Origin of the sequence: Streptomyces sp. NPDC005408, from assembly GCF_040606445.1 — a bacterium.
GTDB lineage: Bacteria > Actinomycetota > Actinomycetes > Streptomycetales > Streptomycetaceae > Streptomyces.
Window position 1 is genome coordinate 32,989 of record NZ_JBEXEX010000049.1, and the last position, 21,565, is coordinate 54,553.

At 68.4% G+C, this 21,565-nt stretch carries 19 protein-coding genes and 1 riboswitch; of the genes, 5 read left to right on the forward strand and 14 right to left on the reverse strand.

What is annotated here, in order from left to right:
• Positions 1–26 precede the first annotated feature (26 nt).
• Positions 27–635, reverse strand: coding sequence for a PadR family transcriptional regulator (locus ABZS64_RS31535; RefSeq protein WP_355837113.1), 609 nt, complete (start codon positions 633–635; stop codon positions 27–29).
• A gap of 138 nt (positions 636–773) precedes the next feature.
• On the opposite strand from ABZS64_RS31535, the gene ABZS64_RS31540 reads away from it, so the two are divergent.
• Positions 774–1,595 carry a PhzF family phenazine biosynthesis protein gene (locus tag ABZS64_RS31540; protein WP_355837115.1) on the forward strand — a complete coding sequence of 274 codons (822 nt, stop codon included), beginning with the start codon at positions 774–776 and terminating at the stop codon, positions 1,593–1,595.
• 102 nt (positions 1,596–1,697) lie between these two features.
• On the opposite strand, the gene ABZS64_RS31545 is transcribed toward ABZS64_RS31540, so the two are convergent.
• Entirely contained in the window at positions 1,698–2,477 is a 780-nt protein-coding gene (locus ABZS64_RS31545) for a type II CAAX endopeptidase family protein (protein ID WP_355837117.1), read from the reverse strand.
• Between the two features lie 182 nt (positions 2,478–2,659).
• Here ABZS64_RS31545 and ABZS64_RS31550 point away from each other — a divergent pair, with 182 nt between their 5' ends.
• Entirely contained in the window at positions 2,660–4,459 is a 1,800-nt protein-coding gene (locus ABZS64_RS31550; protein ID WP_355837119.1) for a hypothetical protein, read from the forward strand.
• A 23-nt stretch (positions 4,460–4,482) separates the two neighbouring features.
• Here ABZS64_RS31550 and ABZS64_RS31555 read toward each other — a convergent pair whose 3' ends face one another.
• Positions 4,483–5,994, reverse strand: coding sequence for a glutamate--cysteine ligase (locus tag ABZS64_RS31555; RefSeq protein WP_355837121.1), 1,512 nt, complete (start codon positions 5,992–5,994; stop codon positions 4,483–4,485).
• A 483-nt stretch (positions 5,995–6,477) separates the two neighbouring features.
• On the opposite strand from ABZS64_RS31555, the gene ABZS64_RS31560 reads away from it, so the two are divergent.
• Entirely contained in the window at positions 6,478–7,065 is a 588-nt protein-coding gene (locus ABZS64_RS31560; protein WP_355837123.1) for a hypothetical protein, read from the forward strand.
• 329 nt (positions 7,066–7,394) lie between these two features.
• On the forward strand, positions 7,395–7,586 hold the full coding sequence (locus ABZS64_RS31565) for a DUF5999 family protein (RefSeq protein WP_355837125.1): 192 nt from the start codon (positions 7,395–7,397) through the stop codon (positions 7,584–7,586).
• A 103-nt stretch (positions 7,587–7,689) separates the two neighbouring features.
• Here the strand turns inward: ABZS64_RS31565 and gcvP are convergent, their stop codons facing one another.
• Positions 7,690–10,575, reverse strand: a complete 2,886-nt coding sequence (gcvP, locus tag ABZS64_RS31570) for an aminomethyl-transferring glycine dehydrogenase (RefSeq protein WP_355837127.1) — start codon at positions 10,573–10,575, stop codon at positions 7,690–7,692.
• A 177-nt stretch (positions 10,576–10,752) separates the two neighbouring features.
• Positions 10,753–10,849, reverse strand: a riboswitch (glycine riboswitch).
• A 114-nt stretch (positions 10,850–10,963) separates the two neighbouring features.
• Here gcvP and ABZS64_RS31575 point away from each other — a divergent pair.
• A complete protein-coding gene (locus ABZS64_RS31575) occupies positions 10,964–11,344 on the forward strand; it encodes a PRC-barrel domain-containing protein (protein WP_355837129.1) in 381 nt (126 codons plus the stop codon).
• On the opposite strand, the gene ABZS64_RS31580 is transcribed toward ABZS64_RS31575, so the two are convergent.
• The 10 genes from ABZS64_RS31580 to ABZS64_RS31625 form a co-directional block, all read right to left on the reverse strand.
• Positions 11,257–12,771, reverse strand: coding sequence for a DNA polymerase IV (locus tag ABZS64_RS31580; protein WP_355837131.1), 1,515 nt, complete (start codon positions 12,769–12,771; stop codon positions 11,257–11,259). The two genes, ABZS64_RS31575 and ABZS64_RS31580, sit on opposite strands and share 88 nt — an antisense overlap.
• 68 nt (positions 12,772–12,839) lie before the next feature.
• Positions 12,840–13,436, reverse strand: coding sequence for a MerR family transcriptional regulator (locus ABZS64_RS31585; RefSeq protein WP_355837133.1), 597 nt, complete (start codon positions 13,434–13,436; stop codon positions 12,840–12,842).
• 167 nt (positions 13,437–13,603) lie between these two features.
• Positions 13,604–14,077 (reverse strand): bifunctional nuclease family protein, encoded by a 474-nt coding sequence (locus ABZS64_RS31590; protein ID WP_006123076.1) that lies wholly within the window; start codon positions 14,075–14,077, stop codon positions 13,604–13,606.
• A 53-nt stretch (positions 14,078–14,130) separates the two neighbouring features.
• Entirely contained in the window at positions 14,131–14,874 is a 744-nt protein-coding gene (locus ABZS64_RS31595) for a MerR family transcriptional regulator (protein WP_355837135.1), read from the reverse strand.
• 42 nt (positions 14,875–14,916) lie between these two features.
• Positions 14,917–15,453, reverse strand: a complete 537-nt coding sequence (locus ABZS64_RS31600) for an FHA domain-containing protein (RefSeq protein ID WP_355837137.1) — start codon at positions 15,451–15,453, stop codon at positions 14,917–14,919.
• Between the two features lie 493 nt (positions 15,454–15,946).
• Positions 15,947–16,810 (reverse strand): DUF881 domain-containing protein, encoded by an 864-nt coding sequence (locus ABZS64_RS31605; RefSeq protein ID WP_355837139.1) that lies wholly within the window; start codon positions 16,808–16,810, stop codon positions 15,947–15,949.
• Positions 16,811–16,815: 5 nt separating this feature from the next.
• Positions 16,816–17,148 carry a small basic family protein gene (locus ABZS64_RS31610; protein WP_003970459.1) on the reverse strand — a complete coding sequence of 111 codons (333 nt, stop codon included), beginning with the start codon at positions 17,146–17,148 and terminating at the stop codon, positions 16,816–16,818.
• Positions 17,145–18,071: a DUF881 domain-containing protein gene (locus ABZS64_RS31615; RefSeq protein WP_355837141.1), complete on the reverse strand. Its 927-nt coding sequence runs from the start codon at positions 18,069–18,071 to the stop codon at positions 17,145–17,147. The genes ABZS64_RS31610 and ABZS64_RS31615 overlap by 4 nt, the downstream gene beginning before the upstream one ends.
• Before the next feature lie 97 nt (positions 18,072–18,168).
• Positions 18,169–20,664, reverse strand: a complete 2,496-nt coding sequence (locus ABZS64_RS31620; protein ID WP_355837143.1) for a mannose-1-phosphate guanyltransferase — start codon at positions 20,662–20,664, stop codon at positions 18,169–18,171.
• 112 nt (positions 20,665–20,776) lie between these two features.
• Complete coding sequence (locus ABZS64_RS31625) at positions 20,777–21,385, reverse strand: CDP-alcohol phosphatidyltransferase family protein (RefSeq protein WP_355837145.1); 609 nt, start codon at positions 21,383–21,385, stop codon at positions 20,777–20,779.
• Positions 21,386–21,565 lie beyond the last annotated feature (180 nt).

The window sequence follows — 21,565 nt, forward strand, 5'->3', positions numbered from 1 at the left end:
GCACGGGGCCCTTTTCTCGCCATGAGTCAGTGCTCGTCGGCGAGGATCAGATAGAGCTTCTTACGGGCTTCATTGATGACGGCGACGGCCTTCTGCCGCTGCTCGGTGCTGCCGGTCTTCCAGACCTGGCCGAACGCCTCCATCAGACCGAACCCGGCCTGACGGATCTCGTTGACCGTGTCCCAGTCGACCCCGCGCCCGGCCTCTTCCCACGGGGCGTCCGGCCCCGATTCGGCCTCGGTACGCCCGGCGTCGGTGAGCGTGAACAGCTTCTTGCCGCCCTCGGTCTCATTGGTGATCAGGCCTTCGTCCTCGAGCATCTGGAGCGTCGGGTAGACCGAGCCCGGACTGGGCCGCCAGGCCCCTCCGCTGCGCTCGCCGATCTCCTGGATCATCTCGTAACCGTGCATCGGCCGGTCCTTCAGCAGCGCCAGGATCGAGGCACGTACGTCTCCGCGCCGCGCCCTTCCCCGACCACCGCCACGACCGCGCCCGCCCCCGAAGGGTCCGCCGAACGGCGGCCCGAACGGACCGAATGCCGCGCGCCGCCCCTCGAAGTCGCCCCGACCCTGATGGCCGGGCCCGCAGTGCCCATGACCGTGACCCTGTTCGTGTCCCTGTCCATGTGAACGCATCGCTACGCTCCTTCCATCGTTGATCTGTCGCGATGCGTCAACGATATATCGGAATGTGTCGGCTGGCAACACTCATTCGGTCCAGCAACCCCGAATTGGCCTTGGCCTGCGGCTTTGCTGCGCCACTACGGTCAGGTCATGCGGATGCGAATCGTCGACGCCTTCACCGACCGTCCCTTCGCCGGCAACCCCGCCGGAGTCCTCCTGCTGGACTCCGACCGATTCCCCGAGGACTCCTGGCTCCAGCACGTGGCCAGGGAGGTGAACCACGCGGAGACCGCCTTCGCCCATCCGCTCCCGGCGGGCGGCGAGGCCGACTGGGCGCTGCGCTGGTTCACGCCGGCCACCGAGGTCGACATGTGCGGCCACGCCACGCTGGCCACCGCCCACGTCCTGCACACCACCGGTACGGCGACCGGCACGGTGCGCTTCGCAGCACGCTGCGGCGTCCTTTCCGCCACCGCCGACGAGAGCGGCACCATCACCCTCGACTTCCCCACCGCCCCGCTCGCCCAGGTGGAGATCCCGGACGGAGTCGCCGAGGCACTCGGCGCCGAAGTGCTCTCGGCACACGACACCGGCCCGCACATCGGCGATCTGCTCGTCGAACTCGCCGACGAGAACGCCGTACGCTCCCTGGCTCCGGACATCCGCGCACTCGTCGCCCACTCCGAACGCGGCATCGTCGCGACGGCAGCCGCCGAGGACCCTGCGAACGGCTACGACTTCGTGTCGCGCTGCTTCTTCCCGCGCGTCGGCATCGACGAGGACCCGGTGACGGGCAGCGCCCACTCGGCGCTCGCTCCGTTCTGGTCCGCCCGGCTGGGGCGCGCCGAGCTGACCGGCCTGCAGGCCTCCGCCCGTACCGGCCTGGTCCGTACCTCCCTGCGCGGCGAGCGCACCCTGCTGACCGGCCACGCCGTCACCGTCATCGACGGCGAGTTGCTCTCCGCACCCTGACCGCGGCCGTACAAATCGAAGGGCTCACAGCCCGAAGGGGCGCACAGACCGAAGGGGCGTACGGCACCTGCCGTACGCCCCTTCCGCACACCCTGCACCCGCTCACGGCGTGGGCAGCCACCCCACCCTGCCCACCAGCAGCCCGTACCCGACGAAGGCCACGATGTCGAGCAGCGCATGCGCCGCCACCAGCGGCCCGACCCGCCCCCACCGCCGGTAGAGCAGCACGAACAGCACGCCCATCACCATGTTGCCGACGAACCCGCCGATGCCCTGGTAGAGGTGGTACGAACCGCGCAGCACCGAGCTCGCCACCAGTGCGGCCATCGGGCTCCAGCCCAACTGCCCCAGCCTGCGCAGCAGATATCCGACGACGATCACTTCCTCCAGTACGGAGTTCTGGATCGCCGAAAGGATCAGTACCGGATACTTCCACCAGACGTCCGGCAGCGACTCCGGCACCACCGTGAGGTTGAACCCAAGGGCCCGCGTCACCAGATAGAAGGCGAGCCCGGCGCTGCCGATCCCCGCCGCGACGAGTGCGCCCCGCCCGAGATCGCTCCATGGCCTGCTCCGGTCGAAGCCGATCGACCGCAGCCCCACGCCCTCCCGCAGCAGCAGATGCGCGACGAGCAGTACGGGCACCAGGGCCGTCGCGATGTCGAAGAGCTGCCAGGCGAGATCGAGCCACGGCCGTCCCGGGGCGAACGACCCGTTCAAGGTTGCCGCCTGCTGCTTCAGGCTGCCCGGTTTCGTCAGCGAACCGATAAAGCTGATCAGCGCCGACACCGCACTCGCACCCAGTGAGAGCGCGAGCACGAGCAGTGTCTCGGACCGCAAGATCCTTCGCGACATGCCTTCTTGAGGAAGAGAATCAGCCACCCGTCCCGCTTCCGCCTGCACACCTGCCTCCAGTTGTGTATTCCCGCCTCATCCCCATCCTCGCCCCGCTAGGGTCTCGAATACAGGTACGAAGATCGCGCGCGACAGGCCGGGGGACAAGCGTCATCGCGATGACGCGGTCCCCTTTTCCTTGCTCATCGTTCAAGGAGGGGCACCACCGCATGGGACGTCACAGCTTGCCCGACGGCGAGGCGCAGGACGGAGGCAGGTCCCGTCCGCGCGTACGCAGGCGCACGATCGCCATCTCCACGATGCTCGTTCTCGCCGTGGCGACGGGGACGGGCATCGCAGCACAGAGCGGTCTGCTGTCCTTCGCGACATCGTGCGAGGACTCGGCCGTACGCCTGGACGTCGTCGCCTCGCCCGACATCGCGCCCGCCGTGCGCGAGGTCGCCGACCGGGCCCGCGAGGAGCGGATCAGATCCGACGGTCAGTGCATGGACATACGCGTCACCGCCCGCGAGAACTTCCAGGTCGCGCAGGAACTCGCCGCGGGCACCAGCAAGCCCGGCTACGAGGTGTGGGTGCCCGACTCCAGCGTCTGGGCCGAGCGCGCCAAGGCACTCACGGAGAGAGTCCCGCTCACGCCCGCCGGCAATGTCGCGGTCTCCCCCGTCGCCCTGGCAACGGTCCACTCGGCCGGCTCCACTCTGGGCTGGCCCAAGAAGACGTACTCCTGGGCACAGCTCACGGAGGCCGCCACCGCAACCGGCAAGGTGCGCCTCGGCTCCGCCGACCCGGCCCGCAGCGCGACCGGGCTACTGGCGCTCACCAGCGTCGCCCAGTCCGTCGGGAAGGAGGGCCCGGGGGCCGACACCAAGGTCGCGGCCACCGCCAAACTGCTGTCGCAGCGCGTCTCCGACGCCGACTCCAAGGTCGTGCGCACCCTGGCGCCGGAGGACTCCGGCAAGGGCGGCGGCCCGCAGAACAACCAGGCCGTGTATCTCTCCGAGCAGGCCGCCTTCGCGTACAACTCCGCCACCCGCGACACCGCACGCGACCTCGACCTCTTCTATCCCAAGGACGGCGCGCCCCAGCTCGACTATCCGTACAACCTGGTCGACGAGACCGAACTGAGCACCGACGAGGCCCGGGCCGCCACGCGCTTCATGGCCCTGCTGGGCGAGACGAAGTCCCTGCGGACCCTTGCGGCGCACGGCTTCCGCGCGGCCGACGGCAAGGCCGAGGAATCCGTCGTACAGACCGCTGGCGGCCGCGCGCCACAGCCGTACGCCACGTCCTCGGTCACGGCAGAGCCGCTGCCCTCGGACGCCCTCCAGGAGACGCTCGGCATGTGGACCATCACCGTGCAGAGCGCCAGGCTCACCACGGTCGTCGATGTCTCGGGATCCATGCAGCAGCCCGTGCCCGGCCGTGAGCCGGAGAGCCGGCTCGATGTCACCAAGGCGTCGCTGCTCCAGGCGCTCGGGCAGTTCACGCCGGAGGACGAGATCGGCCTGTGGGAGTTCGCGACCGGGCTCGACGGCGCGAACGACTATCGCAAGCTGGTGCCGACGGCACGGCTCGGCGCCCCCGCCAAGGGCGAGGGCACGCAGCGGGCCCGGCTCTCCAAGGCCTTCAAGGCGCTCGCTCCCGTGCCGGACGGTGCGACCGGTCTGTACGACACGACGCTCGCCGCCTACAAAGAGGCCCGGGCGACCTATGTGAAGGGCAAGTTCAACGCCCTCGTCATCCTCACCGACGGCTCCAACCAGGACCGGTTCAGCATCTCCCGCAGCCAGCTGATCTCCGCGCTTAAGAACCTCAACGACCCGGACCGGCCCGTGCCGCTGATCGGGATCGCGGTCGGCCCCGACGCCGATCAGGCGGAGGTCGACGAGATCGCCAGGGCGGCAGGCGGCGCCGGCTACCAGGTCAGCGACCCCGCCGAGATCCAGGGCGTGATCCTCAAGGCGATCATGGCGGTCGGGCAGACGGGACGGACCACGGCTCAGGAGTGAGCTCCGGGGGCTCAGTGGCGGGCTCAGGAGTGAGCGCCGGGGAAGCCGACCGGCCAGGTGTGCACCGGCTCGCCCTGGTGCATCAGCTCGCAGTAGCGACGGGTGGTGGCTGCTAGAGCGGCTTCCCGTTCGAGACCGGCCTCCAGCGCCCGGTGGTAGGTGTCGGCCTGCCACGTGGCCCCGTTCACGCGTCGCTTGCACCGCTCCTCGATGACACCGAGGTAGAAGTCGCGGTCGGCGGGCTCGACGTTCCACGCATCGAGCCCCGCTGCGGCGAGCGGCAGCAGTTCGTCGCGTACGAGCTTGACGACCGGCACCTTGGTGATGCCGCCTGCCCGCCCCGGGCGCGGCCACTGGAGCTCCGCGTCGATGCCATGGCGGCATGCGCTGTCGAAGTTCTCGGCCGCGGCGGAGAAGGGCAGCTTGCTCCACACCGGTCTGGCCTCTTCGGCGAGTGCGCGCACCAGCCCGTAGTAGAAGGCGACATTGGCGATCACGTCGGTGACCGTGGGCCCGGCGGGCAGTACGCGGTTCTCGACCCGCAGATGGGGTACGCCGTCGACGACTCCGTACACCGGGCGGTTCCAGCGGTAGACGGTGCCGTTGTGCAGTACGAGCTCCTGAAGGCTGGGGATGCCGCCGTCGTCGAGCACCCGCAGCGGGTCCTCCTCGTCGCAGATGGGCAGCAGGGCGGGGAAGTAGCGCAGATTCTCCTCGAAGAGGTCGTACGCGGAACTCACCCAGCGCTCGCCGAACCAGGTACGCGGCCGCACCCCCTGGGCCTGCAGCTCGGGCGGCCGGGTGTCGGTGGCCTGCTGGAACAGGGGCGGCCGCGATTCGCGCCACAGTTCCCGGCCGAACAGGAAGGGGGAATTGGCGCCCACGGCGACCTGGACGGCGGCCACGGACTGCGCCGCGTTCCACACGTCCGCGAACCGCGCGGGCGTCACCTGGAGGTGCAACTGCACGGACGTACACGCCGCTTCGGGCGCTATGGACGTCGACGTGCAGGTCAGCCGCTCCACGCCCTCGATGTCGAGCGCGAAGTCCTCGCCGCGCGCCGCGACGATCTGGTCGTTGAGGAGCATGTACCGGTCGACGTCCGAAAGGTTCGCGGAAACCAGGTCGTGCTGGGCGAGCGTCGGAAGAATTCCGATCATCACGATCCCGGAGCCGAGTTCGACCGCTTTTCTGTGGGCATATCCGAGACCGGTGCGCAACTCTTCGGCCAGCTGGTCCAGAACTCTCCCGCTCAACCGGTGCGGAACTATATTTACTTCCAGGTTGAACATTCCGAGCTCGGTCTGGAAATCATGGCTCGCGATACGCTCGAGAACTTCCGCATTCATCATCCGTGGCAGCCCGTCGGCACCTGCGAGATTCAGCTCGATCTCAAGACCCATGAGATTCTTGGGCCGGTCGAACCTCTTCTCCGCCAGCAGCCTCCCCAGTCCCGCGAGGCACTGCTGCAACTTCCTCCGGTACCTTTGCCGATCGGACAGGTGGAACCCGCCTGCCACGACCTTCTCCCCCATCGAAGCGTCCCTCCTCGAGTGGGCACCACGCTGCACCAGTGGCTCACGTCACGATCGATAATGCCCACACTGACTGATCCATAACGCCCCATGGACGGCCCGCTGCCGGTAGTGTGTGCAAAGCGGCCGAGCGGCACATTCCCTCGGCATGATGCAGTTCGCAGTTTCCTCTGCCCGATGCCTGGTGAAAAACACCGACAGGTTTCAGCCTACCGCGATGACGATAAAGCCCCAGGTCGCGGCCCTGCACTCGCGGAGAATCGACAGATACTTCGCAACACAAAGGCCTGATCCCGCCTTACCGGAAATACGCACGAGCGCTAGCAGAAACACTGCGAGAACACGAGTCGTATAAACTCCGCGAACGAGGCAGAGAGTTGGCGCCCGGTGGGGTTCCCGGCCCCCCTCTGGCCCCGCATGCTGACAGTGCCGTCCGCACCTGCCCCTGCACAAACGTGTCTCCGAAGTGAGAGGCGACCCATCATGCCGCTGCATGTCCCCCCGGCTCCCGCGCCCGCCCTGCGCAGCGTCCTCGCGGCACTCGGCTCCCGTACCGCCGTCCGCGAGGCTCGCACGCCCGCTCTCAGGTCCGTCCAGGGACCTCTGAGCCCCGAACTGCCGCTTCCCGTCCACGTACTGGATCAGATCGTCCCGAGCAGCAGTGCTCCCTACACCCGCCTGACGGGCTGGCGCTTCCTCATCCGCAGCGGCGAACGCGCCGTGGCCGCCGCGGAGACGATGCTCACCCCGGACGGCTGGACCTTTTCCCACTTCTTCGAAGGCCCCTATCTGAGCTCCACCGAGCAGGCGCTGCGCCAGGCCGAGTCGATGAGGACCCACTTCCAGCCGCGGCTGCTGTCCATCCCCGAGCTGTACATGCTCACTCTCTGGCTGCACGGCGACACGGACGCCGACGCCGAGACGGGCACACTCCGCCCCACCGACATACTGGTACCGCTGGCTCCGGCACCTCCGGGCATCGCCGCGCACCGGCCGCACCAGGTCTCCGAACTGCTCCCGGTCATGACCCTGCGCCTGACTCCGGCCCCGCTGCTCGGCTCTCCCGCCTGATCCTCGCGGCCCGGCAAGCGCCCGCACGTGCGCTCCTCACACGCCCTTTGCGCCCCGTGACCGTCCGGTCGCGGGGCGCACTTCTGCCCCAGGTGGACTAGCCCATACCGGCCACCCCGAACCATCCGAAAGGACAATGGAGTTGAGCTGAACCGTCCGCCCGGGTGATACGTCATTAACCAGTAAGAAGAGCTGCCGCGAAATCCCTGCGGATTGACGCCCGTGGGGCAACACTGGGATCGGACCGACAGATACGGGGGGCGGCCATGAACAGCTCATCGAGCCGCAGGACAGTCACAGTCGACACAACGCAGCGAAAGAACCCAGCCATGTGCCAGCACCAGCCAGCCTGCCCGACATCCGACTCAGCCGACCGGGAAGCCGCGCGCCTCACGGCGCACCACCCGGAGCAGGGCTGGAGCCTGCTGTGCAACGGCGTCCTGCTCTTCGAGGACACCGGCGAGCTGCTGCCGGACGGGCAGATCATCGCGCCGCACCGGCAGGTGATGACGGCCGCGTAGAGCCCTCTCTCACAGCGCCGTCCGTTTACGACAAGGGGCCGGCACGGAGACTGATCTCCGCACCGGCCCTGACGCATGCGCGCTGCCTGTCCGGCGCTGTCCGTCAGTTGTCGTACTCGTCCAGCGGCGGGCAGGAGCAGACGAGGTTACGGTCGCCGAACGCACCGTCGATCCGGCGCACCGGCGGCCAGTACTTGTCCGCGGCGCTCACCCCGGCCGGGAAGACCGCCTCCTCGCGGCTGTACGGGTGCTCCCACTCGCCGCCCAGCGCCGCCGCGGTGTGCGGGGCGTTGCTCAGCGGATTGTCCTGCGCGGGCCACTCGCCCGAGGCGACCTTCTCGATCTCACCGCGAATCGCGATCATGGTGTCGCAGAAGCGGTCGATCTCGGTCAGGTCCTCGCTCTCCGTGGGCTCGATCATCAGCGTGCCGGCCACCGGGAAGGACATCGTCGGCGCGTGGAAACCGTAGTCGATCAGTCGCTTGGCGATGTCGTCGACGCTGACGCCGGTCGACTTCGACAGCGGCCGCAGATCCACGATGCACTCGTGCGCGACGAGACCGGCCGGGCCGGTGTAGAGCACCGGGTAGTGCGGCTCAAGACGCTTGGCGATGTAATTGGCCGCGAGCACGGCGACCTGCGTCGCGCGCTTGAGGCCCTCGCCGCCCATGAGACGTACGTACGCCCACGAGATCGGCAGGATGCCCGCCGAGCCCCAGGGAGCGGCCGAGATCGGACCGACACCCGTCTCGGGGCCCGCGGCCGGCTGGAGCGGGTGGTTCGGGAGGTAGGGGGCGAGGTGCGAGCGCACACCCACCGGACCGACGCCCGGACCGCCGCCGCCGTGCGGGATGCAGAAGGTCTTGTGCAGATTGAGGTGCGAGACGTCGCCGCCGAACTTGCCCGGCTTGGCGAGCCCCACCAGTGCGTTGAGGTTGGCGCCGTCGACGTACACCTGGCCGCCGGCCTCGTGGACCTGGGCGCAGATGTCGGCGACGTGCTCCTCGAAGACACCGTGCGTGGACGGGTAGGTGATCATCAGGACCGAGAGCTCGTCGCGGTACTGCTCGATCTTGGCGCGCAGGTCCTCGATGTCGACCTCGCCGTCGTCGGCGGTCTTCACCACGACGACCTTCATGCCCGCCATCACGGCACTGGCGGCGTTGGTGCCGTGCGCGGAGGAGGGGATGAGGCAGATGGTGCGCTGGTCGTCACCGTTGGCGCGGTGGTACGCGCGCACCGCCAGCAGACCGGCGAGCTCGCCCTGCGAACCGGCGTTGGGCTGAATGGACACCGCGTCGTAACCGGTGACCTCGGCGAGGCGCTCCTCCAGCTCATGGATGAGCGTGAGGTATCCGGCGGCCTGCTCGATGGGGGCGAAGGGGTGGATCTGCCCGAACTCCGGCCAGGTGACCGGCTCCATCTCGGTGGTCGCGTTCAGCTTCATGGTGCAGGACCCGAGTGGGATCATGCCCCGGTCCAGGGCGTAGTCCCGGTCGGCGAGCTTGCGCAGGTACCGCAGCATCGCCGTCTCGGAGCGGTGCGCGTGGAAGACCGGGTGGGTGAGGTAGTCGTCCGTACGCAGCAGACCCTGCGGCAGCGCGTCCGCGGTCGCCGCGTCGAGCGCCTCGATGTCGCCTTCGACACCGAAGGCCGCCCAGACAACGTCCAGCTCCGTACGTCCGGTCGTCTCGTCGCAGGCGATCGAGAGGGTGTCGGCGTCGACGAGGTGGAGGTTGACCCCGCCCGCGCGGGCGGCGGCGAGCGCCTCGGCGGCCTTGCCGGGCACGCGCGCGGTCAGGGTGTCGAAGTACGAGCCGTGCACGACCTCGACGCCACCGGCCCGCAGTCCCTCGGCGAGCAGCGTCGCGTAGCGGTGGGTGCGCTGCGCGATAGACCGCAGGCCGTCGGGGCCGTGGTAGACGGCGTACATGCCCGCCATGACGGCGAGCAGCACCTGGGCGGTGCAGATGTTGCTGGTGGCCTTCTCCCGGCGGATGTGCTGCTCACGGGTCTGCAGCGCGAGCCGGTAGGCCTTGTTCCCGTCCGCGTCGACGGAGACTCCGACGAGCCGTCCCGGCAGGCTGCGCGCGAACTTGTCACGGACGGCCATGTAACCGGCGTGCGGGCCGCCGAAGCCCATCGGGACGCCGAAACGCTGCGTGGTGCCCACCGCGATGTCTGCTCCCAGCTCGCCGGGCGAGGTGAGCAGGGTCAGCGCCAGCAGGTCGGCGGCGACGGTGACGATCGCGCCGAGCTCGTGCGCCTGCTCGATGACGGGCTTGAGGTCACGGACGGCACCGGAGGCGCCGGGGTACTGGAGCAGTACGCCGAAGACGCCGCGCTCGGCGATCTCGGCGGGGATGCCCTCGCTCAGGTCGGCGCTGACGACCTCCACACCGGTCGGCTCGGCGCGGGTCTCGATCACCGCGAGGGTCTGCGGCAGAGCATCGGCGTCGACCAGGAACACACCGTTCTTGACCTTGCCGATCCGGCGGGCGAGCGACATGGCCTCGGCTGCGGCCGTGCCCTCGTCGAGCAGCGACGCGCCCGAGGTGGGCAGGCCGGTCAGATCGGCGACCATCGTCTGGAAGTTGAGCAGCGCCTCGAGGCGGCCCTGGGAGATCTCCGGCTGGTAGGGCGTGTACGCGGTGTACCAGGCCGGGTTCTCCATGACATTGCGCAGGATGACCGGCGGTGTGAAGGTGCCGTAGTAGCCGAGGCCGATCATCGGCGCGAGGACCTGGTTACGGTCGGCCAGGGTGCGCAGCTCGGCGAGGACGTCGGCCTCGGTGCGCGCGCCCGGGAGGTTCAGCGCCTCCGCGCTCTTGATCACGTCAGGCACCGCGGCGGCGGTCAGCTCGTCGAGCGAGCCGTACCCCACGTGCGCCAGCATCTTGGCCTGGGCCTCGGCGTCGGGCCCGATGTGGCGCTGCTCGAAGGGGATGCCCTGCTCGAGCTGAGAGAGCGGAATGCGGTTGGCGGTCATTTAGGAGGCCTCCTGGTCTGACACGACCGGCGAGGGGCATCACGGCGCGGATGCCCGGACGGCCTCCCCCTCTGTCATCTCAACCTGAGAGCTTCACCGGCGCGCACGGGGGCACACCGGCTTTCACCGTCGGTGAGAGCGGATGCCGTCGACGCCCGCCCTGCTTTCCAGAGTGACCTCGTCCGTGCGGTACAGGGGCCTGAGAGATTCCGGGGAGGATTTGCTCCTTCGGCGCCGCCGGAGTGTTACCGGTGGACTCTCCCGCACGGGGTCAGCAGCCGCCTGCCAGCCTACCAGCGCGGCCTCGCACCGATCGCTCAAGTGGCCGACAGCCTCGATGTGCACTTTTGTAGTATTTAAACAGCAGTTGCGACCTATTGGAGGGACCGTGCAGACCGACATCGATCCGCGCAGCCTGATCGGCCGCAAGGCGTTCGACCGCAACGGCACCAAGATCGGGACTGTGGACGAGGTTTATCTCGACGATGCAACAGGCGTCCCCGAGTGGGCGGCTGTGCGCACCGGCCTGTTCGGCAGGGACGCTTTCGTCCCGCTGGAGCCCAGCAAGGTGGTCGACGACACCCTGCATGTCCCGTACGAACGCTCGCTGATCAAGGACGCGCCGGACTTCGGCGTCGGCCGTCATCTCTCCCCGGAGCAGGAGCTGCAGCTCTATCACCACTACGGCCTCGATCTCTCCGAGGCACCCGAGACGCCGACTCCGTCCGGGGACACCTCCTTCGGCCGCGTCGCGGGCCAGGAGGACTGACCAGGGCCCTGCTCCGCAACGGCCTGATCCGTGGGCAGCGGCACCAGCGGCAGCGGGTCCGAGGGCTCGAGATCCGGGTCGTCGACGCGGAAGGTGCGTACCCGTCCCGGCGGCGACCCCGGTTCCTCGAAGCGCACGGTGACCCGTCCGACGCCGCTGCCCTGCACCCACCCCGCCCCGTACTCGGCATGCCGTACATCGTGCCCGGCCGCCCAGCGCCGCTCCGCGTGCGCCACGGGCTCCGCAACGCCCGCCACGTCCCCCTCATGGGCCTCGCGGTCGCCCGGCGCCGCATCGTGTGCCGATCCGGCCGGCTCGTCGGCAGCATGCTCCTCAGCTGCGGCCTGTTCCTCGGCCGCAGCCTGGGCGAAGAGGTCCTCCTGGGTGTAGTCGGTGAGCCCGGTGACGCCCACCCCCAGCAGCCGTACCCCGCCCGTGGTGTCCACGGCCTCCAGCAGCCGCCCGGCGGCCTCCCGCACCACCGAGGGATCGTCGGTCGGCCCGCGCAGCGTCTCCGAACGCGTCAGCGTCGAGAAGTCGTACCTCCGCACCTTCAGCACAATGGTCCGCCCCGAGTGACCTGACGCCCTCAGCCTCTGCACACATCGGTCGGCGAGCCGCTCCACCTCGATCCGCACTCGCACCCGGTCGTGCAGATCCACATCGAAGGTGTCCTCGACCGACACCGACTTCGTGTCCCGCTCGGCGACCACCGGCCGGTCGTCGTACCCCACGGCCATCCGGAACAGCGCGGCCCCGTGCGCCTTGCCCAGCAGCCGTACGAGCTCGTCCTCGCCCGCCTCCGCGAGCTCGGCGACGGTCGTCATACCGGCCCGCCGCAGATGCTCCCCGGTCGCCGGGCCGACCCCGGGCAGCGTCCGCACCGACATCGGCCCCAGCAGCTCACGCTCCGTACCCGGCTCGATGAGCAGCAGACCGTCGGGTTTCGCCTGCTCGGAGGCGATCTTGGCGAGCATTTTGGATCCGGCGAGGCCGACGGACCCGGTGAGACCCGTGAACGCGCGGATGTCCGCGCGCAATCGCTCGCCGGTCGCCCGGGCGGAGGCGGAGTCGTCGGCAGCGCCGCCCGCCTCCAGGTCCACGAAGGCCTCGTCCAGGCTCAGCGGTTCCACCAGCGGTGAGAGCCTGCCCAGCAGCTCCATCACCTGCTCGCTGATTGTGCGGTAGAGCGAGAAGCGGGGCACGAGATACGCGGCATTGGGCGCGAGCCGTCTGGCCTGCGCCATCGGCATCGCGGAGTGGACCCCGAAGCGCCGCGCCTCGTACGAGGCGGTGGCCACGACCCCACGCGGCCCCAGCCCGCCGACGACCACCGGCTTTCCGCGCAGACTCGGCTTCGCCGCCTGCTCGGCGGCGGCGAAGAACGCATCCATGTCCAGATGCAGAATCGTCGGCGCGGATCTCACATCTCCGATGCTGCCCTACGCCACTGACAATGGCCCCAACCAGAGCGGGTCCTCGTCGGCCGCGGCGCTCAGACGGCCCGGTCGCGCCTGCGCCTGGCCAGCTCGTCCGCGGGGTTGTTCCCGATCAGCGTCTCGCCGGTGTCGATCAGCTCGCCGTGCAGCTGCGACAGCGCCGCCTCGACATCCCGCCAGACCACGCCGACGGCGATCCCGAAGATCCCCTGACCGCCCTGGAGCAGATCGACGACCTCGTCGGGCGACGAGCACTCGTAGACGGTGGCACCGTCGCTCATCAGCGTCATGCGCTCCAGGTCCGAGAAGCCACGCGCCCGCAGATGCTGCACCGCGGTACGGATGTTCTGCAGAGCGACTCCGGTGTCCAGGAAACGCTTGACGATCTTGAGGACGACCACATCGCGGAAGCTGTAGAGCCGCTGGGTTCCCGATCCGTACGCCGGCCGCACGCTGGGCTCGACCAGCCCGGTGCGCGCCCAGTAGTCGAGCTGGCGGTAGGTGATGCCCGCCGCCGCACACGCGGTCGGCCCTCGGTAGCCGATCGTCTCCCTCGCGGGGTCGGCCACACTCTCGTGAAGCGGATGCAGCCCGCCCTCCCCCAGACTCCGTCCGGGGGCACCCCCAGCCGTACCGTCGCCGCTGCTTCTCACGCCGACCTCCGTCCTTGACCTGCCCACTCGACGGTAGGCAGTCACCAGGGGTGCGTCAACGATCGCCACACTCGGCACGCCGAGTGATAATCACCCTGAGAGTGGTTTCCCGTGCCCCTGTTCGGGGAAAGGCTACTCGAATGCGCCCACGCCGCCCGTCCGGACGGTCACTGGCTGTTGGTGCCGAAGTCCTCGGGCGAGATCTGATCGAGGAACTCGCGGAACTTCTCCACCTCGTCCTCCTGCTCGTCCGGGATGGCGATTCCCGCGTCGTCGAGGACCCCGTCGCTGCCGTAGATCGGCGTACCGGTGCGCAGGGCCAGCGCTATGGCGTCGGACGGCCTTGCGCTCACCTCGACTCCACTGGCAAAGACCAGTTCCGCGTAGAAAACACCTTCGCGCAGGTCAGTGATGCGAACCTCGGTGAGCTCCTGGCCCACCGCCTCCAGCACATCCTTGAAGAGGTCATGCGTCAGCGGCCGCGCCGGGGCCATGCCCTGCTGGGCAAAGGCAATGGCGGTGGCCTCCCCCGGACCGATCCAGATGGGGAGGTACCGGTCGCCTCCCACTTCACGCAGGAGCACGATCGGTTGGTTCGAGGGCATTTCGACCCGGACACCCACAACGTCGAGCTCGTTCACACAGCAACCCTAGGACGTGCCCGACCGGTTTGGGTAGTCGGGCTCCCCCATGATCAGTGCAGCCTGACCCCGAGTGCCGTCTGTACCAGGGCCGCGTGCAGCCGCACAGACAGGGCCGCGAGCTCTTTCGTGGTCGCCTCGGCATGTGCCCTGGTCTGCGGATTACGGTGCCGCCGCAAGGGTGCAACCAGCTGCTCGACCAAACCCGCCTCCCGGTCCGCGGCGGCTTTCATCGCCCGCAGGTGCCGCGGCTCAAGACCGAATCTCCCCAGATCCGCAACGAGCCTGGCCACCGTCACCGACTCGGCGTCGTAGGCACCGTCCTCGTCCTGCGCCAGCAGGCCGTACGACTCCCACTCGGCCAGGTCCGCCTCGCTCACGTCGGCGGCGGCGAGAAGCTCGGGACGGCCCACCCGGGCGGCCGTCGGCCGCTCGGCATCGGATTCCCACGCGCCGTCGAGCAGCTCCCGCTGAGGGCTCTGCGCGGGCAGCTGAACCTGCTCACCGCGCCCCAGGGCGTCGAGATGCTCACGGATGACCTTCAGCGGAAGATAGTGATCCCGCTGCATCCGTAGCACCTGCGCCAGCCGCTCCACGTCCTCGGGGCTGAACTTGCGGTACCCGGACGGTGTCCGCCGCGGCTCGACCAGCCCTTCGGCCTCCAGAAATCGGATTTTGGAGATGGTCACTTCGGGAAACTCGTCCCGCAGCCGGCTGAGCACCGTACCGATGCTCATCAGCCTCTCGCCCGCGGTGGCGGTGCCGTGTCCGGCACCGCCCGTCGGTGTTCGCAGCATGTAACTTCCTGTGGGTCCCCCCGGACGGAGTCTGGGGCAGGGTTACACGCCCCGCTGGCTCGCGTAGAAGACCAGCCGGTACTTGCCGATCTGGACCTCGTCACCGTTCGACAGGACGACGGAGTCGATCCGCTCGCGGTTGACGTACGTGCCGTTGAGGCTGCCGACGTCCGCGACGCTGAAGCGGCCGTCCGGGCCCCTGCGGAACTCCACATGACGCCGCGAGACGGTCACGTCGTCGAGGAAGATGTCGCTCTGCGGGTGGCGGCCGGCCGTGGTCAGCTCGCCGTCCAGCAGGAAGCGGCTTCCGGAGTTCGGACCGCGGCGCACCACGAGGAGCGCCGAGCCGAGCGGCAGCGCGTCGACGGCAGCCTGGGCCTCGGGAGAGAGCGACGGAAGCTGCGTCTGCCCCGTCACCTCCGAGTCGTACGCCTCAAGGCCGGAGATGGAGATCGTCGAGGTCGTCTCCGAGGGACGCTCCGCGGGCGCTCCGCCACGCAGCGGCGCGCCGCAGTTGGAACAGAACCGGCTGGCCTCGGCATTGCGGTGCCCGCACCTCGTACAAACCAAGGCCGACATGGACGGATCCTCCTGCCGCGGCTGACCCGCGTGGGGATTGGTCGCATACGGGTCTTGGGCAAACCCTCCACCCGTACTTGAGGTTGATGGTTCCCCGAAACCTATGCGGCCGGAACCGGCAGGGTCAACAGACGACGCGCCCTGACCGCCCGAATTGTCACCGCCCGGACCAGCGACCTCATCCCGGAAGAGCGGCCGCTCCGCGCCCTGCTCCTCACCCTGGCCATGGCGCGGCGCGCGATGCCGGGCGTTGCCGCCGTCCTCGCGTGCGCTCTTGCCGAACAACTTCGCAAACAACTTCACGGGCGATTCCCCTTGACCGAAATAGACCCGCCCGTGGGGCAGGACGAACCCTCAATGATCAGACCTGCAGACCCGGACATCCTCACAACGTCCGTAACCACCAGACAGTTTCCATTACGCAGGATGCTTGTGATGTGACGACCCCCCGCAACCTCATGCCCTTGTCCGCCGGGCCCCATGCACCCCCGCCTCACTGCGCCGACGACCGAGCGTAGTCAGGCCGCTTCGCGGGTCGCAAGGCGTCCACGACGATCTTCTGCGAGCGCGCCACCGTGGCGGTGGCCTGCTCCTTCTCCAGCGTCTGCACCACACCGCCAGGGATGTTCAGGGCGGGCTCCAGATCCTGCGGCTTGCCGATGACCTTGAAGCTGTACGGGGCCTTGACCGGCTTGCCGTCCACCTCTATGTCGGCGCCGGTTCCTGTGAAGTAGGTGTCCGCGACGACCCTGATGTTGTTGACCTGGATCGCTTCTGCACCGGCGGCGCGCAGCTCCTGGATCGCGTCCAGCAGCATGTCGGACTCCACGGTGCCGGACGGATCCTGGACGGTGAGCGTGATGCCCGGGCCCTGGGCCGCGACCGTACCGGCCAGGATGCCGAGCTGCTGCTCCTTCTGCAGGGTCTGCTTACGAGCCTCTTCGGCCTGGTCCGAGCTGTTCTCCAGTTCGGTGCGCTGGTCCTCCAGGCGCTGCTTCTCGTCCTCGAGACGCTGCGTACGGTTGTCGAGCTCGTCGAGAATGCGCACCAGGTCCTCCTGGCGGGCGCCGCGCAGCGCGCTGTTGTCGCTGGTGGAGCGGACCTGGATGGCGAGCCCAAGACCGAGGACGAACAGCAGGACGGCGACGATGAGTTGAGCGCGGCTGACCCGCGGCGGCCACAGCACCGCGACAAGCCGCTGCCGACCGGTCTGCTGCTCGGGCGTCCCTACCTGCTCGGCCTGCGCGGCCTGCTCGGACCCGCCCGGCTCCGGCGCGGGCTGCCCGGGCTCGCCGTTGTCCGCCTTCGGCGTCACTGCCTCCGGCTCCTCGCCCTTGGGATTCTCTTCGCTGTTCATCGGCCTCACGCCCGGAACACGTGCCGGCGGATCGCGGCAGCGTTGGAGAAGATCCGGATCCCGAGCACGACCACCACACCCGTGGACAGCTGGGCGCCGACGCCCAACTTGTCGCCCAGGAAGACGATCAGCGCTGCCACCACCACGTTCGACAGGAAGGAGACGACGAAGACCTTGTCGACGAAGATTCCGTCGAGCATGGCCCGCAGGCCACCGAAGACCGCGTCGAGAGCCGCGACGACGGCGATCGGCAGATAGGGCTCGACCACCGCCGGCACTTCGGGCCGGACCAACAGTCCGACCACGACTCCGACGACGAGGCCCAGTACGGCGATCACGATGTGCCCTTCCCTGTGTCAGCCGTGCCCTGCCCGTTGCCCTTGCCGGCGTCGGCGGTCTTCGGCTCTGCTGTACGTACGATCAAGCTCGGCGCCGCCGGCAGGCGCACCTTCTCCTCAGTGGAGATGCTGGTGCGAATACCGAAATTCTCCTGCAACGCGTGCAGATACTGCCCGTCGGCACTGTCCTGGAACGCGGTGCTCAACCTCTTCCCGTCCCCCACCGCGAGCACCGTGTACGGCGGCACCAGCGGCTTGTTGTCGACCAGTATGGCGTCGCCCGCCGCACGGATCGCCGACAGGGCCGTCAGCCGCTGCCCGTTGATCGCGACGGCCTCCGCGCCCGACTCCCAGAGCCCGTTGACGATCCGCTGCATATCGCGGTCGCGCACCCGGCCCGTGTCGTTGAAACCGCTGCTCTCACGCGGCCCGCCGCCGCCCTGGTCGGTGCCCTTCGCATCGTCGACGACGAGCCTGACGCCCGGCCCCTCCACTTCGGTGGCGCCGGAGAGCAGCGCGACAAGTTCGCCCTGACCGCCCTGCGTCTTGAGGGCCTTGCGCTGTCGGTTCCCCACCTCGTCCCGGAGCGTGTCGACGCTTCGCTCCAGCGCGTCCGCGTGCGCGGTCTCCGCGTCGATCCGGTCGATGAGCTCCTCGCGCTCCTTCGCCACCACCGGTGCCGATATACGCGCCTCCGCTGCTCCGACGGTGACGACGAGAGCGGCCAGCACCAGGCCGGCCGCGAGTCCGAGCTTGGCACGCAACGTACGGGGAAGGCCCCCGCCCTCGGCCTTCCTGCGGGCCGTCGCCTCCGCGTATCCGTCGTCGAGGCTGTGCTCCATCACATTCGTCAGCAGCGACATGGACGCATCGGGACGTGCGGGTGGAGAGCCGGTGCTCCGAACGGGGGGCTGCTGCGACATGCCGCACATCGTCGCACGTCGCAGCTGCTACCGCCGAATGGCCCCACCGGTGTGCCGGAAGCCGTCCGCAGACAACTCCCGGCACACCCGTCCCACGTCAGTGACCTGCGCTGTCCACGACGGCGGACCACTCGTCGAGCAGCGCCTGGGCCGAAGCGTCATCCGGGCCCTCTGCCCACAAATGAGTGACGGCCTCCGCGGGATCGGGAAGGACCATCACCCAGCGGCCGTCGGTCTCGACCACCCGTACACCGTCGGTCGTGTCGACGTGCCGGTCTCCGGCCGCCTCGACGACACGCCGCATCACCAGCCCCTTGACCGCCCATGGCGTCGCCAGATCACGCCGCAGCACATGCGCCCGCGGGATCCGGGCGTCGATCTGGCTGAGCGTGAGCTGCGTACGAGCCACGAGACCGACCAGTCGTACGAAGGCCGCCGCTCCGTCGAAGACACTGCTGAACTCCGGCACGATGAAGCCACCACGGCCGTCGCCGCCGAAGATGGTGGTCTCCTCCCGGCCCACCCGCGTCAGGTCGTCGGGCGATGTGGTCGTCCACTCCACCTGGGTGCCGTGATATGCCGCCACCTGCTCGGCGATCCTGGTGGTCGTCACCGGAAGCGCGACCCGCCCGCTGCGCCGTTCCGCGGCGACGAGGTCGAGCAGCACCAGCAGCGCGCGGTCGTCCTCGACGATCCGCCCTCGTTCGTCGACGAGGGACAGCCGCTCGCCGACAGGGTCGAAGCGGACGCCGAAATCGGCCCGCGACGAGGCCACCATCTCGCCCAGCCGCACCAGCCCCGACCTGCGCGTATCGGCCGACTCCGTGGGCCGGGACTCGTCGAGCCCAGGGTTGACCGTGAGCGCGTCCACCCCGAGCCGCCCGAGCAGGCTGGGCAGAACCAGTCCTGCGCTGCCGTTGGACGCATCGATGACGACCTTCAGCCCGGATTCGGCGATCCCGGAGGTGTCGACGTTGCGCAGCAGGGAACCGGTGTACGAGTCGAAGACGCTGGACGGGAAGTGCAGATCGCCGATCTCGCCGGGGAACGCCCGCCGGTACTCCTGACGTGCGAAGACCCGGTCCAGCTTCCGCTGCCCTGCCTGCGAGAGGTCCGCACCGCGCTCGTCGAAGAACATGATGTCCACGGAGTCCGGGACACCTGGCGATGTACGGATCATGATGCCGCCGGCGCTGCCGCGTGCCGTCTGCTGCCGTGCGACGGGCAGCGGCACGTTCTCCAGATCCCGAACGTCGATGGCACTGGTCTGCAGCGCCGAGATCACGGCCCGCTTCAGCGCACGCGCACCCCGGGAGTGGTCACGCGCCGTGGTGACCGTCGCCCCCTTCTTGAGGGTGGTGGCGTACGCACCGGCCAGCCGCACGGCCAGCTCCGGGGTGATCTCCACGTTCAGGATTCCGGACACTCCGCGGGCCCCGAAGAGATGCGCCTGGCCCCGCGACTCCCAGATGACCGAGGTGTTGACGAAGGCACCGGCCTCGATCGTCTTGAACGGGTAGACCCGCACATTGCCCTGGATGATCGATTCTTCGCCGACGAGGCACTCGTCACCGATGACTGCGCCGTCCTCGATGCGGGCAGCACGCATGATGTCGGTGTTCTTGCCGATCACACAGCCGCGAAGATTGCACTGCTCTCCGATGTACACGTTGTCGTGGATCACGGCCTTGTGGAGAAAGGCACCGCTCTTGACGACGACGTTGGACCCGACGACCGTGTGCTCGCGGATCTCCACATTGGCCTCGATCTTGGCGTAGTCGCCGATGTACAGCGGACCGCGCAGCACGGCGTCCGGATGCACCTCGGCACCTTCGGCCACCCAGACACCGGGAGAGATCTCGAACCCGTCGAGTTCGACATCGACCTTGCCCTCAAGGACATCGGCCTGGGCCTTCACATAGCTCTCGTGCGTACCCACGTCCTCCCAGTAGCCTTCGGCGACATAGCCGTAGATCGGCTTGCCTTCCTTCATGAGCTGCGGGAAGACATCACCGGACCAGTCCACGGGAACATCGGCTTCGACGTAGTCGAACACCTCGGGCTCCATCACATAGATGCCCGTGTTCACCGTGTCCGAGAAAACCTGTCCCCAGGTCGGCTTCTCGAGGAAGCGCTCGACCTTTCCTTCCTCGTCCACGATGGTGATACCGAATTCGAGAGGGTTCGGCACTCGCGTCAGACACACCGTGACCAGTGCGCCCTTCTCCTTGTGGAAGGAGATCAGGTCGCTGAGGTCAAAGTCGGTGAGCGCATCACCGGAGATGACGAGAAACGCATCGTCCTTCAGCGCTTCTTCGGCATTCTTCACGCTCCCCGCAGTGCCGAGTGGCTTCTCCTCATTGGCATAGGTGAGCTCCATCCCGAGCTCTTCACCGTCACCGAAGTAGTTCTTGACGAGTGAGGCGAGAAACTGCACGGTAACGACGGTCTCATTGAGCCCATGCCGCTTGAGCAGGCGCAGCACATGCTCCATGATCGGCCGATTGGCCACTGGCAGGAGCGGCTTGGGCATGCTCGAGGTCATTGGGCGAAGTCGGGTTCCTTCGCCACCGGCCATCACGACGGCCTTCATGTCGGAAGCGTCCTCCTTGAAGAGACGACGGTCTAGCCGACTTGACCCGTCCAATGAGGCACTCTGGCGTCACGCACGGCCGGCAACACTGCACGGCACGGCATCGACGAGGTCAATCGGCCACTGCATCCGCCTTGACGAGGCGGCGGACCTGGACCACGTAGAGGATCCCTGCCCACCAATACAGAGTTGTACCCCATCCTGCGAACGCCCATCCGAAAATAGCAGCGAGTGACGCAAGCCACCCACTTCCGTCACTCAGGAGCAGGAGGGGGAACGCATACATGAGGTTGAACGTGGCGGCCTTCCCCAGGAAGTTGACCTGGGGCGGCGGATAGCCGTGCCGACGGAGGATACCCACCATCACCAGCAGCATCAGTTCCCGCGCCAATAGGGCCGCGGTGAGCCAGATGGGCAGAATCTCTCGCCAGGTCAGCCCGACGAGGGTGGAGAGGATGTACAGCCGGTCGGCAGCCGGGTCGAGAAGCCGCCCCAGACTGCTGATCTGATTCCAGCGCCGCGCGAGCTTGCCGTCGAGATAGTCACTGACGCCGCTCAGCATCAGCACGAGCAAAGCCCAGCCATCACTCTTGGGGCCCCCGAACTCGGGGCGGAGAATCAGCCATAGGAAGAGCGGCACACCGAGGAGACGCGCCATGCTGAGGATGTTGGGGATGGTGAGTACCCGGTCCGTCTGAACGCGGGTCTCCTGGACCTCCACCCGGGGGCCTCCTGTGTGGAACGTGCCGATGATGCCCCCTGACCCTACCCTCAGCCATGGCCACCGGATACACAGGGGTTCAGCCCCGGGTCTTGAACGCAGAAAAGCCCCGCACCAGAAGGTGCGGGGCTTTCCCACAATGATTGTTCGGCGGCGTCCTACTCTCCCACAGGGTCCCCC